This window comes from Nostoc sp. DSM 114160, from assembly GCF_053470305.1.
In genome coordinates, this window is record NZ_JBPFGO010000003.1 from 514,784 (window position 1) to 531,566 (window position 16,783).

The following is a 16,783-nucleotide window of genomic DNA, read 5'->3' on the forward strand; positions in this document are numbered from 1 at the left end:
GACCGTTTGTAGAGACGCGATTCATCGCGTCTTGAAAAACCAATTATCTACACTAATAGCTGTTAACTGAATCTATGGATAATTAAACTATATTTTTAAATTGCAAATATTTTTTACCTCTCTATTTTTTGCAAAATAGGGATGCTCATTAGGAATCTGGATTGATACATTTAAGATGCTCACAGCCAAAACCTTGAGTCATCATTGCAGATAGCTGTGGAAAAACTTGTTCATCAAAGTTGAGTTCTCGGATGATTTGGTCATAAGGTTGCCCCTGCGCTATCCGCTTTGCCATTTCCTGAAACTCTACCCAAGTTAAATTACTCTCAACAAATGCTTTAGCAAGGATAATTACCAGTTCTTCATAATCATTGTCTTCCAATTTTGTCATCATTCGGTGTTCAATGTGAAGCGAATCATCGAAACAGTAATACCAGGATTTCGGTTGCTGCTGAAGTATTCTTCGGAAAAAATCCTGCTGTTTCGAGCGACTAACAGCACGATCTGCCTCACTACATGCCATTAAGATTGGGGCAGATACACAGTCTTGAGCCTTGTCTAAAACCTGATATCCCAATTCGAGAAATATCCGTAAAGCCTTGAGACGAAAACCTTTATAACCAAAATTTCCAGGTGCATCTTTGTTGAACCATTCAAAGTAAATTGGCAGAATTTTGATGAGTCGATCGAATAGTAAATAGCGGCTACCTAAAAAAGGCGTAAACAATAAAGTGCGGTCAATGTCTTCAGGATGCTCCAAAGCTAACCAAGCAGCTAAAGTTCCACCTGTTGATAATCCACCAATCACAACTTGTTGCCCTAGCGTTTTGGCAATCTGCAACCATTTGATGACAAATTGTTGATAAATCTCAATATCTGTTGGCAAGGGTGGAGGATTTTGCGACTTCCAGTCACCTGAGCGTCCATGACCGGGTTGTAAAGGAATTAGAACGTTATATCCCTTGTTAAAGAAGGCTTTACCAAGCGGCTCGAATTGGTAAGGCCCTGCTGTAAAACCATGCAAAAACAAAAAAACTTTTGACGTGAAGTCAGGATGAATCAAAAATTTAGAACGGCAGGGTTCATTTTTAAGACCTAGTGCGGACTCTAATTGGTGAATTTGCTCTAGAATTTCTACTGTATTTTGAATGCCAACTTTCATTTATGTAATTATTATGTTCATATACATATAGTAATCCTACTTGAATTACGATCGCATACTGAAAAGTAAATCTTTGTCAGGTAAGGTTTTAAGCGGCTTAGTTATTCAAAAATTAAATAGAATCCTAGATATATGTTACTTTAGGAATTAAGTAGTTACTTCGAGTCTAGCAGAGGACATATTGTTGAGTTGGCCTGTCAGAAGTAAGAAATGTTTTAAAATTTAATGAGTATTCACTCCAAACTAATTTTCCACAACCCGTCTAGCGGATTAGACAGTTGGAATTGACTATCATTGCTACCAAGCCAATTATTGTCATACACCAACCCCACACTGAATATTCTATTTAGAGGATATTGTCCTAGTTTTCCAAAACCTTCAATATTCTTTGAGTCAGCGATCGCTCGCTGGTTCAACTGTATAGTTGTTTGGTTGCCGTCGTCAAAGTAAATTGTGGCTCGTTTGTTGTGAAAGCGCACCTGAACTTTGTAGACCCCACCAGTTGCATAGTAATAAGCTGTAGCAGGTAGCTTTTGACCGTCAATATTTTGTCCTTTAAGCTCAACTGCCATAGCAGGACTGCATAGCAGTAGCAGGATTGGCAAGACTGATCCTAAAACTTTCATTGGTAGTAACAAACACTTTCAATCAACTACTTTCTACTTTAAAACATACAGCAGTTTTCTTTTGCATGAAGTACAAAGTTACGGATTTTGAGGTAGGAGGCAGTGCATCGCTACGCTCAATAACCAGGCAAAAGGTAGAAACTATACTCTTGTAGAGAGACGCGGTATATCGCGTCTCTACCCTTACTCCCTACTCATAAAATAAATCCAAGTCTGTGACAGCACCAACACTACTAGAGGAAACTAACTTAGCATATTTTGCTAAGATGCCTTTTGTATAACGGGGTGGGCGGGGTTGCCATTTGGCGCGGCGACGGGCTAATTCTGCATCAGAAATGTTGATTTGTAACAAGCGAGAATTAGCATCAATAGTGATGCTATCACCTTCTTCGACTAGAGCGATCGCACCACCAACGGCAGCTTCGGGAGCAACGTGTCCGACTACCATCCCATAAGTACCGCCTGAAAAGCGTCCATCAGTAATTAACCCGACTGCATCACCTAAACCCGCACCAATAAGTGCTGAGGTAGGTGCTAGCATTTCCCGCATACCAGGGCCGCCTTTCGGCCCTTCGTAGCGGACGATAATTACATCACCGGCTTTAATCTTACCTGCAAGGATGGCATCTAAGCATTCTTCCTCGGAATCAAATACCCTTGCAGAACCAGTAATGTTGGGATTTTTTACCCCGGTAATTTTTGCTACTGCTCCCTCTGGAGCGAGATTCCCTTTCAGGATGGCTAAGTGACCCTTGGGCATACATCGGGTTATTCCAAGGACGAATTACATCTTGATTGCTTGGTGGTTCATCGGGAACATCTGCTAAAATTTCGGCGATGGTTTTACCTGTGATGGTGATACAGTCACCGTAAAGTAATCCATGCACCAATAGCATTTTCATTACTTGGGGAATCCCACCAGCTTGATGTAAGTCTGTGGCAACATATCTACCACTAGGTTTTAAATCGCATAAAACCGGGACACGATCGCGGATAGTTTCAAAATCATCTAGATTAAGTTCTACACCAGCTGCACGAGCGATCGCCAGAAAATGTAACACGGCGTTAGTTGAACCACCCACAGCCATAATTACAGAAATAGCATTTTCTATAGATTTGCGCGTGATAATCTGCCTGGGTAACAGTTGATTGCGAATTGCTTCTACTAATACCTTGGCTGATTCTTCAGTGCTATCGGCTTTTTCGTCATCTTCCGCCGCCATTGTGGAAGAATAGGGTAAACTCATACCCATCGCTTCAAAGGCCGAGGACATAGTATTGGCTGTGTACATCCCACCGCAAGAACCAGCACCAGGACAAGCGTGGCGTTCTACTTCCATCAGTTCGGTGTCGTCAATTTTTCCAGCACTGTATTCACCCACAGCCTCAAAGGAACTCACAATAGTCAAGTCACGGCTGTTGTAGTGTCCGGGTTTAATTGTCCCACCATAAACAAAGATAGCCGGGATATTCATCCGTGCGATCGCAATCATTGCCCCTGGCATATTTTTATCACAGCCACCGATGGCAATGACACCATCCATACTTTGACCATTACAGACGGTTTCAATGGAGTCAGCAATTACTTCTCGTGACACTAGGGAATATTTCATTCCCTCAGTTCCCATCGAAATCCCATCACTAATAGTAATTGTGCCGAACATTTGCGGCATTGCCCCGGCTAGTTTAATTCCAGCTTCAGCTATGAGTGCTAGTTGATTAATTCCCATGTTACAGGGAGTGATGGTGCTGTAGGCATTAGCTACACCGACAATTGCTTTCTTAAAGTCTTCATCCTGAAAACCTACTGCACGCAGCATAGCCCGATTTGGCGATCGCTGTACTCCTTGTGTAACAGCTTTACTTCTAAAATTCTCTGACGTTGTTTTTTCACTCATTGCTCAGGCCTCAATCAAATCTCTGTACGAGTATGATATGTAGCCTTTTTTGAGATGTCCAATATATATTTATTTAAAATTGAGACGTATAAAGTATCAAAAATATGAGACTACGAAATTTGAGCTACTTTATTGCTGTAGCTGAGAAATTACATTTCAGCAGGACTTACACAAACGTATAATTTTATTCAGCCATAAATCGAATGGCTCTCTGCGTTCATATTACTTACCCACAGAAATTATCAACCCTCAACTCGCGCCACACATCAGACGGTTGCCAGCCAGAGTTACCTACGGAGCGTAAAGGGCGATACTGTTCCCAGATGTAGTCCGATTCGGATGCTTCAATGTACACAGGTGGATTTGGTTCAACCACCGATTCAAGAATATCTTGACTCTCAGGCATCTCAATGGGTTCAGTCGATGGTGGAGTTACTTCTGTTATCTTGCGAATTGGATTAGAAGTTTTTTTGATGAGTCGTTGCATATTCATAGTCATTATTTGGCTTTCCACAAGGTAGGATATCCCACAATACAGTAAGTTATCAGAAAATCCGAAATATTTTGTTGGAAAGTTTTTCCAAATGCCGATTGCTTTTCGCTTTTCAAAGATGGGAGCGTAGTATGATTACACTAATAGGCGTTGCCTAAATGCAGGATGAATTAGCTAAATACGGGTGTTTTTTTATACCTAAAATAATCAAGTAAGAATCGAATTGAATATTTAAGCATATCTACTGGTTTGGAATAGCATAGTTTTTTCGATAGCGAAGCGGTAGCGACGTTAGGAGCGTCTGTAGGTGTGTAAGATCGTGACGTAAATGTGCATTTTCACCTTCTACTCTGGTCATATATGTTTTACTGACGATACGATCTTCTGGGTTAATAAAACTGAGGTAAACTTTCCATCCGTCACATAAAAATAGCACTGCCAACTGCAAAAAATGTCCTATAAAGGTTGAAAATTTTCAGCACTATGGTCTCCTAAAGACCAAGTTAAAATTGCAAAATGTTTCCCTCATCAAGAAAGATTGAACAACAAAATTAACTAACTATTTTATCGAAAGAATCATGAATAACATTAAATCATTTAATCAATTTAAACGCAGATTTTTCAAGAAAACTGCTGTAAAAACACTGTTATTTACAATAATACTATTATTTACAATAGGTTTATTAAATCATAGCACTATTGGAGTAAATGCTGTCCCTCAAAGCCTGCGTTCTGATATCAAAGTTCGCAATATTATTAACACATTATCAGTCTCTCCTTCTGTGCGGATTGTAAAAGATCCACGAAACAATACTCTTTATTACCTCAAACGAAATGGTGAGATTTATCAAGTCAATTTAGCCTCCTCTACTAGAACTCTTGTATACAACTCTAGTAATCATAATTTAAGTGAAACTCAAGGTTTGGCCATTGGCCCTAACGGCACAATTTATTTAGTTGGCAATGCAGACCTAGTGAATAACCAAACTCAAGCTATTATTGTTAAAGGTGTAATTAATTCGAGTACAAAACAGCGTATCTGGTCTATCTTAGCTAAGAGTGAAGCTTATCCCAAAAGCAAAACAGCTTATGACCATCGCTTCAACGGCGTAGTTGTTAGCCTAGATGGTAACTTTATCTATGTGAATAGCGGTTCTCGTACCGATCATGGTGAGGTTCAGTCTGTTGAGGGCCTATATCCCAATACTCGCGAAGTCGGATTAACCGCCTGTATACTCCGTCTTCCTAGTAATGGTAACAATCTCTTTCTGGCAAACAATCGAGCAACTTTAAAGACAGCTGGCTATATTTTTGCAGAAGGAACGCGTAATACTTTCGATATGGCTTTTGCATCCAATGGGGATTTATTTGGCACAGAAAATGGCCCAGATCGCGACATGTCAGAAGAATTAAATTGGCTACGTTTAGGTGGTAATTACGGCTTTCCTTGGCGTATTGGTGGGACAGATAATCCACAACAATTTCCAAATTATAATCCTGCCACTGATCGATTGTTAAGCCCTCAATTTAATGCCATCCAAAAAGGCTACTATCGTAACGATCCAACCTTTCCTATTCGGCCTACTGGAAATTTGATTGAACCAATTCCTAATCTTGGTCCGGACGCAGATAATTACCGCGATCCTGTAGATGGAAAAATCAAAGATGCCAGTGTTCTTGGGCAACCTTTGAGCACTTTTACAACACACCGTTCTCCTTTAGGGTTAGTTTTTGATACGCAAGGGGTAATGAGTCCAGAATTCAATAGAGATGGATTTATGTTGAGTTGGACAGCAGGCGATCCCACTGGCGAAAAACTGATAGGCCCTTTTAAAGATGCCAGCCAAGACCTACTACATTTAAATTTAACTAAAGTAGGAAATACCAGCTATAAACTTAACGCTACGCGCCTTGTCATAGGTTTTAGTAATCCCATTGATGCTGAGATTATTAGCAATAAGATTTATGTTTTGGAATATGGCGGAAATCAAGGAATTTGGGAAGTCTCTATGCCTACCAAGTAAAGTAAATTGGGTATTTCTGCATTACTTAATCGAAATTAGGCACCCAAACTATCCCAATTCAAACAAGTTCGTACTCCTGACGCTTTCTTGCACCCCTAGTCCTAGCATAAGAAACGTTTTTTCACAGCTTTATATAAATTTCTGCGTCTCATTGACTCGTCAAGTAATTTCACCAACCGTCATGATGGAAAATGTCGTGGGCTTTGGTAGTATTGGCATTCCTAGAGAATTGCATTACGCAAAAAAAGCGATAATGCTATAGTAGGATAGGGAATCCAGCAAGATTTCCCTAAATTTACAGCATTTGAATGTAAAATAGATACTCAAATGCCTGAATAAATAGTTGGAGAGGTGTCCGAGCGGTTCATGGTGACGCACTCGAAATGCGTTTTGGGGAAACCCAACGGGGGTTCGAATCCCCCCCTCTCCGTTCAAAAGATTGAAAATTCACTATAATAGACTTCTTGCATAAGTCGGGAAAAGAGGAAAGGGGAAGGGGAAAAGGTACTGCAAAAGTCCCTTTCCCCTTTAACCTTTTCCCTTTTCCCCAAGAGTGCAAAAAGCACAAATGCCAAGAGGTCTAATGTGGCTGAAATTTGCCTACCTTTAGCAAGGATCTTGAGCAACTTGTCTGTTTATTTGGAAGTTAGATAGGATTATCGCTCAATATTTACGTAGTCAAATCTTTGCCAAAAACACTAAAATATACACTGCTAATACATATTTTTGGGATAAACTAATGCCATTGTGTGAGGAGTGAACGATGGTAGATCGCAGCTTGGGGCGAGTATTCTCATTTAGTCTGATTAGTATTTCTTTATATCTGGGTATTAGTATAGGAGTCATTATCCGGCTTGGTCACTCACAGCGATTAAACGCTGCTACTATGCCGAATAAGACTATGCAGTTTCCATTAGCTATTCCTGTTACCCCATCAAAAACACAACAACAAACCTTTCCAAATACTATTACTATCAAAGCCGTTGGAGATATTATTCCCGGCACTAATTTCCCTAACTATAGATTACCTCGTTTTCGAGATCAATTATTACCAAAGTCAGTGAGAACTCACTTGCGAGGAGCTGATATCTTGTTTGGGAATTTTGAAAGTAGTCTAACTAATTATCCTTATACTGCCAAAGATATTAGTCGAGGACAAGTCTTTGCTTTTCGCTCTCCACCTGCATACGCCCAACTTTTTGCTGAAGCTGGTTTTAATGTGTTCAATATGGCAAATAACCATGCAATGGACTTCGGCCCGGTAGGATTCAAAGATACAATGAAAAATCTTCAGGCTGTAGGCATTGCAACATTAGGCCATAAAAATCAAATTCTTTATTTAGAAGCTAACAATATCCCTGTGGCAATGATCGGATTTTCTCCTTATGAAATGTATAACTCCATCCATAATTTAGGAGCAGCTAAAGCACTCGTGGCAGAAGCCAAAAATAAAGCCAATATTGTAGTAGTATCGATGCACGCTGGAGCGGAAGGAACGGGGGCACTACACGTTAAGAATCAAACAGAGTTTTTTTATGGAGAAAACCGAGGTAATGCGATCGCGTTTGCTCGAAACATGATTGATGCCGGAGCAGACTTAGTACTAGGACATGGCCCTCACGTTCCCAGAGCGATGGAAATTTATCAGGGAAAAATCATTGCCTATTCTTTAGGAAACTTTTTGGGATATCGGACTTTATCTACAAATGCCCAAACAGGTGACTCAATGATTTTAGAAGTCAAACTCAACTCAGCAGGAAATTTGGTATCAAGTAAAATTATTCCCGTTCGGATGGATCGGCAAGGAATTCCTCATATCGATCGGAGTTTTCAAACTGTAAAACTTATGCGTTATTTGAATAATCAAGCTTTTCCCAAGAATCCGGTGAAGATTAATCAGAAGGGGGAAGTTGTTTTACAGAATAGGCTTGATCCTTCCTAAAATAATTCGTAATGACGCTCCTGCGGACGCTCGAGTACTCGCTACCGCTTCGCTAACGCTACCGCTACGCTAACGTAATTCGTAATTTGTAATTAGTTAATAGGAGTCAGCGCTGTGCTGGACTCACTGTGCTGCTTTACCCAAAATCCAAAATTGACTAGTTATTGTCATCTTGTGGCTTTTCCTCGAACTTCTGAATATTCTGGGGTTGACTATTAGTCGGTGAATTTTGCTTTTCTAGTGTTGGTACTACCACAGCAGAAGGATCTGGTTGTTTTGATTCTGTTGGTGGTGCTGGTGCTGGTGGTATCAATAGAGGTTTTGATGGACTTACGGGTTGAGGGGAAGCAGGATTTTGACTAGAAGCAGGTAAGTTATTTTGTGGGAATGGCAATGGTGCGGGGGAGGGGGAAGCTTTTCGAGATGAGCGGATTGCTCGTAGTTTCTCCACTAAAGAGGGTGTGGAGGAAACGCTAGGTGAAGGTGTGGATTGTTCGGAATCACCGCGTTGCGATTCTCTTGTAGGGCTGCTGGTGGATTCTTCTTGGGAAGAACGACGATTGCGGCGACGCTGCTTGGAATTAGAGACGGGTGCTTTTTCGCTTCTTGAAGTGGTATTAGTCTCTTCACTTTTGGGTGAAGATGTACTATCAAAATTAGGTGCTTTCGCACCTGATTCTTGAGTTGGCTTTTCAACAAGTGGCTTGGCAGTCGGCTGCTGCTGAGATTTGGGTAATATGCTGGCGATCCCAAAACCTGCTGTAGCAGCAACTAAGCCTACACCTATACCAATAAGTACCTGAGATGATCTCAGCTTTTTAGCCAGTAGAGTTCCCTTAGCCATACCTGGGTTGGGTTGCGCCAGCACAGATGGGTCTATGAATAGAATTTTGGGCACTTTTCCCAATTAAAGTTGCTGCTTGCTGCGCAGATAAATTGACAGTTGGCACTGCGTAAGTGGGTAAAACTTGCGGTGTTCCATTCACCCCATTTCCAGGTAGCAATTGCAGCCACTCAGCAACTGTCGCTGGCCGAAAACGAGACTCTACCGCCATACCGCGCATTACCGCTTGGTTGACAGCAGCACTCAAATGTGGTTGCAGTTCGCGGGGGGAAGGCATTTGTTCGCGATCGCGCAATAATGCTGGCATAGGAACTTGGGCTGTCAACAATGCATACAAGGTTGCTGCTAAACCATAAACATCCGTAGCGGGTGTGCGCGCCGCTTGCGTCATATACTGCTCAATCGGAGAATAACCTTCAGAAACCAGACCTGTGTGAGTCTGTCTGACACCACCATTAAATTCCCTGGCAATGCCAAAATCAATTAGTATTACTTCCTGTGTTCCTTGACGAAGAATAATATTATCTGGTTTGACATCGCGGTGTAACAAACCGTTGTTATGTACTACCTGCAACGCTGCCCCAATTTGCCGGATGTAATGAATTGCTGTGGCTTCTGGCAGAGTTATCCCTGGTAAAACAAATGCGTCTCCCAAGGTTTCACCAGGAATGTATTCCATCACCATATAAGGCAGTCCCGCCTCCACAAAAAAGTCACTAACTCGGACTATATTTGGGTGAATACACGTAGCTAATCGTCTGGCTTCATCTTGAAATTGGCGCTCGAATTTGGCAAAATCAGGATGTTGTCGCAGCCGTTCATTGATGGTTTTCATCACCACCTCCTGACCCAAGTAGTGATGCGTAGCTTTAAATGTAATGCCAAAGCCACCCCGCCCTATTTCTTGAATTAGGGTATATTTTCCATCCTGCAAAATTGTGCCTGCTAACATAAAGAGTCCTGAGTCCTGAGTGAGCAGATAAGTACCGAGTCCTGAGTTTTGAGGGATTTCCCAAAAATTTTCCCATATTTTTTTCGGACAGGGTTCTTGCCTGTCTATTTTACGGGATGTAGTTGTTGGAATTCCTAAAGTGAGAAAGACCTCCCCACGATCGCAACAGTTTTATCTTTCTCAGATGATAGCGCGGGAGTGCGGCAAGCTTAAAGCGGAAGACGAGAAGACGGGCTATTTTTGAAGTTTTATAGAAAATTAGGCGAAAGTTTAGTGTCAAAACAGAATTCAGGAGTCAGAATTCAGAATGAACGATCTACAACTGGCGAATTTTGTGAAGTTTCTGTTTAAACTTACTAGAATCTTGCTTAATTTTGGATTTTAGATGTCTCTGAAATCTAAAATCCAAAATCTAAAATCCAAAATTCTTACAGTTGCCGCACTAATGGCTGACCATCTTTGACTTCGCCAATTAAAACTAAATCTACACAGTTAACGAAGATACCATTTTCCAGAACGCCGGGAATGTTATTCAATGTTTTTTCTAGTCCGGCTGGATCTTCGATGGAGTCAAATCTGACATCTAAAACAAAGTTCCCTTGGTCAGTGATTACTGGCCCAGCTTTTTTTACACCCATGCGGAGTTCTGGTTTACCACCGAGTTTTTTGATGGCATTGGTTACAGGAGTAATTGCCATTGGAATCACTTCTACGGGCACAGCAAAACTAGAACCTAAGCGGTCTACTAACTTGCCACTGTCTACCACGACGATGAACTGTTCTGCTAGGTAGTCTACGACTTTTTCGCGGGTATGTGCTGCACCACCGCCTTTAATCAAATTCTTCTGCGGATCGACTTCATCTGCACCATCAATGGCAATATCGATGCGGTCAATAGCATCCAAGGTGGCGAGAGGGACACCGTACTGCTTCGCTAGCACTTCTGACTGAAACGAGGTAGGTATACCAATGATATCTTTGAGTTCGCCCGACTTGAGGCGATCGCCTAAAAACTGAATCGTATATGCTGTAGTTGACCCCGTACCCAACCCAACAATGGAACCCGATTTGACTAGGGCGGCAGCGGCTTTGCCAACTTCTTGCTTCATTAACTTGACGGGATCTGTTGTTGTCATTCCCAAAACTCCTGAAAAACTGACTATAGTCCATAGTAGTGGGCGGATAACGCCAAAACATCAAAGGTAAAAAACAAGTTTCTGCTGATTTTCACTCCCTTGACGATCGAAACCAGCTAATGCACTACGTAATGGGAGCAACATTGCCTAGCCGAAATTCGTCATTAACTGAGATTAAATTTTGCGTTCACCTCAGTAACGTAGTTTTTTCAATTCCCGTTAGCAGCTACAAGTGGTTATCATGATCCGTCAGCTTTCAATTACTCTCTCTTTAATGGCACTCCTACAAAGCTTGCCAGCAATTGCTCAAGTACCAGAATCTACTTCTGAAATACCAGCTGATTCCATTCAACAGGTAACTGCTGTCAAATGGATGACAAATTTTCCCGATGGCAAATTTTATCCCGAAAGGTTAGTGAGTCGGGCAGAATTAGCCTCGATTATGGTAAAAGCATTTCGCCTAGATAAAAGAGAAGCTGTCACCAAAGAAAATTTAACTATTCCAGATGTTCCTCGTTCTTATTGGGCATTTAATGATATACAGACAGTTCTAAAAACTGACATCATGAAAGGCTATCGAGGTAATGAATTCTTTCCTAATCAAAAGGTGACAAGGGCAGAAGCTCTGGCTATTTTCGCCCAGGCTTATGGTGTATTTCAATTTCCTGATGCTGCTGTCAATGAGATTCTGGCTTCACATCCAGATGAAAAGTCTATCCCAACTTGGGCTAGAAAAGCGATCGCTACAGTCGCTACTGAGGGATTTCTGAATACAGATGCTCAAGGCAATATTTCCCCATTAAAACCCGTAACCCGTGGAGATATGGCTTATGTATTGAGTAAATATTTGCAACGACAACAGCAACAACCCGAAACACCGGAAGTTCCGATGATTCCAAATAGCCCACAATCACCTTAGCTAGACTTTTTCTAAGCGACGTACTTCAAATCAGTTTTGACCAGGATTTTTATACTTGTCTCGAAGTTGGCGAAGAAGATATACGGAATTAGACTGTGTTGGTTGCTGCAACACATTATTCCCATAATTAGTTTGTGGTAGTTGCGTCGATTGCTGCAAGCCATAATTCCCATAATTAGATTGTGGTAGTTGCGTCGGTTGCTGCAAGCCATAATTCCCATAATTAGTTTGTGGGATTTGGGTCGGCTGCTGCAAGCCATAATTCCCATACCCTACAGGGTTTGTGGGTGGGACAACACTTTGACTCGGACTTTGGCTAGAGTAAGGTACAGTATTACTTGGTGCTACATTAGGGACTACTTGACCGTTATTTAAATTAGTGTAGGTATTGTAGGGATTTTGCGGTAAGTTCGTACCCGTAGTTAATCCATTATTGGGCACTACTTGACTGTTATTTAAATTACTGTAGGTATTGTAGGGATTTTGTGGTAAGTTCGTATCCGTTGATGTGTTACCTGTCCCAGTAGTTAAGCCAGTGTTTGGTAGAGAATTCTGACTGGTTAAGCTATTGATGGGTGGCGTTAAGGTTGTTCCTGGAGCGGAGACTTGCCCTACAGCATTTGTCTGAGTTGCGGTGTTACTACTGAAGCTAGACAATTTCTGATTTGTCGATTGATTAAGCGCTGCTTGCAGAGGGTTGATAGAGAGAGAATTTTGATTCTTATTGGCTTGATTAGTGAATCCAACACCCAGGCTAGAAGATGTTTGGTCTCCCCCTGTTGGTTCAGATGCCGTATTTAAGGTTTTAAGACCTAGAAAAGGGTTATTACTATCAACTGTTCCAGTACGCAATAAATTGTCTGTTTGTTGGACAAAGGGATTTTTCACGACTGGGGAGGTGTCGCTGTTAACACCTAAACTAGGATTTGATTTGGTATTATTAGCAGACTTTTGTTTGTTAACTACATCATCTAATAAGCCCTTGCTCTTTTTTGCCTCAGTCTGTTGTTCAGGCGCATTTGCCGTTGATGAGGTTCCTTGCTCAAAGTCATTAAATAAAGCTGGCAGGTTATCAATATCTGCTGCAATAGCTTTGTTTTCTTCTGACAGGGAAGAATCAGCAGACTTTTGTAAAACGACTGGTTTTTTTTGCTTATAAACGAAAATATCTGGATTTGACCAGTATTCCCAGGTTGCTAGCCCAACTACAGATAAAAAAATCGCAGTTCCCCAAAAACCAGGCCGCCCTAAATTCCATAACCTGGCTTTGAGATAGCGTAAGTAAGCGGGAGGATAATGACGATGTGGCATGGGATTTGCTAAGTGAGATTTACTATAAATTGGTAAAATTCGATCCAAGAGGCATTGCTGTTTGATGCTTTTATTTGCCTGGGAAGGAAACGTCTCTACTAAAATTCGATTGTGATTTCATCGTAACTTCTCAAGAAATTATTAGTCATTAGGAAGTCAAAAATTTACTAATCACTATTTTAAAACTAAACGGTTTAGTCTAAAAATTAATTTTGAGTATCTTAGCTGCGATCGCTCCAACTTCCATTTTCCCTATTTTGATTTTCTACAGAACTAGCCTACAGTTAACAGAAGTGGCATCTCTGCGGTGGAAATAGTTGACCGCCATTGACCAAAGCGATCGCCAAGTCTATTTTTTATACCTGATAAAACTTGATTTATGAATTATAACTGTACAGACGGGCTATGACGCTCTTTTAACTTCTTTTTTGAATTATGCTATACAAACTCCCTCAACAAAAGCTGTTGAGATGGATTGCATTGTTCCTAATTGGAACATTTCTGCAATTTTTGTTTTACATCCCGACACCAGTCTTATCTCAAAATTCCAATAGCTGTAGCAATATTACAACCCCGCTCACATCTGAAGAACAAACTTATGCTCGTGGGGCTTGGCAGTATTTTGTCAAAAATTATCAGCCAGCAACGGGATTTACCAATTCTACTGGGGGTTATCCTTCAGGTACACTCTGGGATATGGGTAACTATCTGATGGCATTGAATACTGCACGATGGTTGAATCTTACCGATCAAGCAGACTTTGATTCCCGCCTCAATAAGTTTTTGACGACTCTTAGCAGTCTGAAGTTATTTGAAGATGCCTTGCCAAATAAAGTCTATAATGCAGCCACTGCACAGATGGTTGATTATGGCAACAATCCACTAGAGCGGGGTATTGGTTGGTCTGCTTTGGATGTTGGGCGAATACTGGCTGCGTTTGATGTCATCCGTACCTGTCATCCTCAATATAATGACTGGCTCAAAGGAATTATAGCGAAGTGGCAGGTGGCGCGATCGCTCAAAGATGGACAACTTTATGGCGCGACTGTTCTCCCTGACAACAAAACCTTACTGGTGCAAGAAGGACGACTCGGCTACGAAGAATATGGCGCTAGGGGTTATCAACTTTGGGGTTTCTCTGCACCCAAGGCTATTGCTTTAGAACCATTTAAATTGGTCGAAATTAATGGTGTGCAAATCCCTGTTGATACGCGTGACTTTCAAAGCACCAACGCTAATAATTACGTTGTGAGTGAGTCTTATATCCTTGATGGGATTGAATTTGGCTTGCAAGGTGAATTAGCTGATTTTGCTGCTAGGGTTTTAGATGTACAAAAACGGCGTTTTGATACCACAGGTCAGTTAACTGCGGTAACAGAAGATAATATCGACCAAGCACCTTATTTTCTCTACAACACCGTTTACGCCAACGGTACAAATTGGGCAACTATTACCGATACCAATCAACCTTACCCACAGTTTCGCAGCCTCAGTACAAAAGCTGCTTTTGGCTGGCGCTATCTATTTCCAGATAATGCTTATGCCCAAAAAGTTTTTGATGCAGTCAAGGATCTTCGCAGTCCTGATGATAGCGGTTACTATGCTGGCATCTATGAAGAATCAAAACAACCCAACAAAGCTTTAACAGGTAATACGAATGGGTTAATTTTGGAGATTTTATACTACAAAGCTAGGGGAAATCACCCTTTAATTGCTTCCACTTCTGTGAGTGTGTCTACTAGCAAGCCTAGTGAGAATGCTTCTTCAGCAACACCCTCAAATCAACCGAATTCTCCTGGCAAGCCTAGTGAAAATGCTTCTTCTGCAACACCTGTAAATCAACCGAATTCTACTGCTACGACTCCGATCGCAACTTCTAAACCTACAGAAGTAGCTGTTGCACCTATTCCACCAGTGGATAGTCCCCAGTCATCATCTAAGCTGAAACTAGAGCGATCGCTAACGCCTATTGAACGGCGCTATGCAGAGGCGGCTTGGCGATACTTCCAAGCGAATTATCACGCTAAGAGTGGGCTGATAGACGATCGCAGTGATTTCAAAGGTGCAACCCTCTGGGGATTGGGAGATTATCTTGCAGCACTCCATGCAGCGCGATCGCTCGATACAATTACCCCTAAAGAATTTGACCAGCGCACCCGCCATCTCTTAGGAGCTTTGACAAAGTTACCGTTATTTGCTGGAGAATTGCCAAGTCGGAGTTATGATACGCGATCGCTCCAACCAATCGATTATGGTGGTAATCCAGTTCCCGAAGGCAACGGTTGGTCAGCTTTAGATTTGGGTAGAATGCTGGCAGCGCTTTACAATTTAAAAAGCTGTCATCCAGAATACACGACTGCGGTAGATAAAATTGTCCTGGATTGGTCATACTTGCGTGTGGTGCGTGAAGGTATTCTCTCCAGTGCCACCGTTACCAAAGAGGAAGATGGACGATATCTTACCCGCGTTAACCCAGAAATCCGCTTGGGTTATGAGGAATATGCCGCTCGTGCTTTTCAATTATGGGGGTTTAATCTCGATCGTTCTGCTGTTGGGGGTGAATATCAAACTGCCTCAGTGGAGGGATTGAAAGTCCCAATTCAACGCCATCGCACAGATACTAATTCTAAAGTTAACCAATATACAGTTAGCAATCCTTTTGTACTCTATGGATTGGAGTTTGGATTAGATCCAAAAATGCGATCGCTGTTTGAACCAATTTTTCAAGCACAAGCTGAACGTTACCGCCGCACCGGCACGCTCACAGCCTCAGCCACCACCTTAATCGACCGTAAACCTTACACTGTCCACAGTACAATTACTGGACAAGGGGAGGCTTGGGTAGCTTTAGGAGATGATGGTCAACCAGTACCAAAGGGGCGATTGGTAAGTACAGCAGTAGCTTTTGCCTATAATGCTCTGCTTCCAGACAATAAGTATAGTCAACAGTTACAAGAAGGAACGAGTGACTTATATAATCCATTAATTGGATTTTATGAGGGCTTCTACGAAACCACCGGCAAAACAGCAGTTGGTTTCACCAGCAGCACCAACAGTATGATTTTGCAATCCCTACTATACAATGTGACAAATCGACAACCCTTAATTCGTCCGATTACTACTACGAACTCCCTTTGGTGGCAGACAGTTGCTAAGGGAAATTCTGGGCGAGGTCTACCAAACAGCGCCACACAACAAACCAAGTTAACTTCTGATAGTTCTGGAAGTTACTGGGTTTCAGATAGTGAAAAAACTCACCTAGTAACTGGCACAAAATAACATAACCAAAACCCTGATTTTCAGGTAGGGGCAATTCATAAAATTGCCCCTAGAGTGTGTAGTTTTGTATAAGTCCTAGTAATCCAAAATCCTTGTGATACGTAGCAATGCTACGTCTCTACATCTAGATTTGTAGCTGAATTCAGCAACGCCAATTTTGGCTCGCTCGAGAAAATTTGTTAGTCGCAAATTTAACT

At 41.7% G+C, this 16,783-nt stretch carries 9 protein-coding genes, 1 tRNA gene and 3 pseudogenes; 5 read left to right on the forward strand and 8 right to left on the reverse strand.

Translation table 11 applies throughout. From position 1 onward, the window contains the following. Nucleotides 1–148 precede the first annotated feature (148 nt). From NSTCB13_RS27435 to NSTCB13_RS27455, 5 genes and pseudogenes are all read right to left on the reverse strand, one after another. Nucleotides 149–1,162, reverse strand: a complete 1,014-nt coding sequence (locus NSTCB13_RS27435; RefSeq protein WP_448274495.1) for an alpha/beta hydrolase — start codon at nt 1,160–1,162, stop codon at nt 149–151. A 233-nt stretch (nt 1,163–1,395) separates the two neighbouring features. Continuing rightward, on the reverse strand, nt 1,396–1,788 hold the full coding sequence (locus tag NSTCB13_RS27440; RefSeq protein WP_448274496.1) for a hypothetical protein: 393 nt from the start codon (nt 1,786–1,788) through the stop codon (nt 1,396–1,398). Between the two features lie 190 nt (nt 1,789–1,978). Further along, a pseudogene (gene ilvD, locus NSTCB13_RS27445) lies at nt 1,979–3,686 on the reverse strand (dihydroxy-acid dehydratase). A 226-nt stretch (nt 3,687–3,912) separates the two neighbouring features. Next, nucleotides 3,913–4,185 carry a hypothetical protein gene (locus NSTCB13_RS27450; protein WP_445627182.1) on the reverse strand — a complete coding sequence of 91 codons (273 nt, stop codon included), beginning with the start codon at nt 4,183–4,185 and terminating at the stop codon, nt 3,913–3,915. 164 nt (nt 4,186–4,349) lie between these two features. Further along, nucleotides 4,350–4,698: pseudogene (locus NSTCB13_RS27455) on the reverse strand (IS1 family transposase); the annotation flags it as partial. A 59-nt stretch (nt 4,699–4,757) separates the two neighbouring features. Between NSTCB13_RS27455 and NSTCB13_RS27460 the strand changes: the two are divergent. The 3 genes from NSTCB13_RS27460 to NSTCB13_RS27470 all read left to right on the forward strand — a co-directional run bounded on the left by NSTCB13_RS27460 (nt 4,758) and on the right by NSTCB13_RS27470 (nt 8,145). Then, nucleotides 4,758–6,203, forward strand: coding sequence for a PQQ-dependent sugar dehydrogenase (locus tag NSTCB13_RS27460; protein WP_448274497.1), 1,446 nt, complete (start codon nt 4,758–4,760; stop codon nt 6,201–6,203). A 345-nt stretch (nt 6,204–6,548) separates the two neighbouring features. Next, nucleotides 6,549–6,633, forward strand: a tRNA-Ser gene (locus NSTCB13_RS27465). Nucleotides 6,634–6,966: 333 nt separating this feature from the next. Continuing rightward, nucleotides 6,967–8,145, forward strand: a complete 1,179-nt coding sequence (locus tag NSTCB13_RS27470) for a CapA family protein (RefSeq protein WP_448274498.1) — start codon at nt 6,967–6,969, stop codon at nt 8,143–8,145. Between the two features lie 157 nt (nt 8,146–8,302). On the opposite strand, the pseudogene NSTCB13_RS27475 reads toward NSTCB13_RS27470, so the two are convergent. Then, nucleotides 8,303–9,941 (reverse strand): annotated as a pseudogene (locus NSTCB13_RS27475) (serine/threonine protein kinase). Nucleotides 9,942–10,369: 428 nt separating this feature from the next. Beyond that, nucleotides 10,370–11,077 carry a ribose-5-phosphate isomerase RpiA gene (gene rpiA, locus NSTCB13_RS27480; protein WP_322712185.1) on the reverse strand — a complete coding sequence of 236 codons (708 nt, stop codon included), beginning with the start codon at nt 11,075–11,077 and terminating at the stop codon, nt 10,370–10,372. Between the two features lie 241 nt (nt 11,078–11,318). Between rpiA and NSTCB13_RS27485 the strand changes: the two genes are divergently transcribed. Continuing rightward, entirely contained in the window at nt 11,319–11,996 is a 678-nt protein-coding gene (locus NSTCB13_RS27485) for an S-layer homology domain-containing protein (protein ID WP_322672417.1), read from the forward strand. 30 nt (nt 11,997–12,026) lie between these two features. Here the strand turns inward: NSTCB13_RS27485 and NSTCB13_RS27490 are convergent, their stop codons facing one another. Then, complete coding sequence (locus tag NSTCB13_RS27490; RefSeq protein WP_448274499.1) at nt 12,027–13,355, reverse strand: hypothetical protein; 1,329 nt, start codon at nt 13,353–13,355, stop codon at nt 12,027–12,029. Between the two features lie 387 nt (nt 13,356–13,742). Between NSTCB13_RS27490 and NSTCB13_RS27495 the strand changes: the two genes are divergently transcribed. Next, nucleotides 13,743–16,586 (forward strand): DUF3131 domain-containing protein, encoded by a 2,844-nt coding sequence (locus NSTCB13_RS27495; protein ID WP_448274500.1) that lies wholly within the window; start codon nt 13,743–13,745, stop codon nt 16,584–16,586. Nucleotides 16,587–16,783: the final 197 nt, after the last annotated feature.

Excerpts from the sequence above, each read along its gene's own strand:
- NSTCB13_RS27440 (WP_448274496.1), bottom strand. The coding sequence starts at position 1,788 with ATGAAAGTTTTAGGATCAGTCTTGCCAATCCTGCTACTGCTATGCAGT.
- NSTCB13_RS27495 (WP_448274500.1), top strand. The coding sequence starts at position 13,743 with ATGCTATACAAACTCCCTCAACAAAAGCTGTTGAGATGGATTGCATTG.
- NSTCB13_RS27435 (WP_448274495.1), bottom strand. The coding sequence starts at position 1,162 with ATGAAAGTTGGCATTCAAAATACAGTAGAAATTCTAGAGCAAATTCAC.
- NSTCB13_RS27460 (WP_448274497.1), top strand. The coding sequence starts at position 4,758 with ATGAATAACATTAAATCATTTAATCAATTTAAACGCAGATTTTTCAAG.
- NSTCB13_RS27450 (WP_445627182.1), bottom strand. The coding sequence starts at position 4,185 with ATGACTATGAATATGCAACGACTCATCAAAAAAACTTCTAATCCAATT.
- NSTCB13_RS27485 (WP_322672417.1), top strand. The coding sequence starts at position 11,319 with ATGATCCGTCAGCTTTCAATTACTCTCTCTTTAATGGCACTCCTACAA.
- NSTCB13_RS27470 (WP_448274498.1), top strand. The coding sequence starts at position 6,967 with ATGGTAGATCGCAGCTTGGGGCGAGTATTCTCATTTAGTCTGATTAGT.
- rpiA (WP_322712185.1), bottom strand. The coding sequence starts at position 11,077 with ATGACAACAACAGATCCCGTCAAGTTAATGAAGCAAGAAGTTGGCAAA.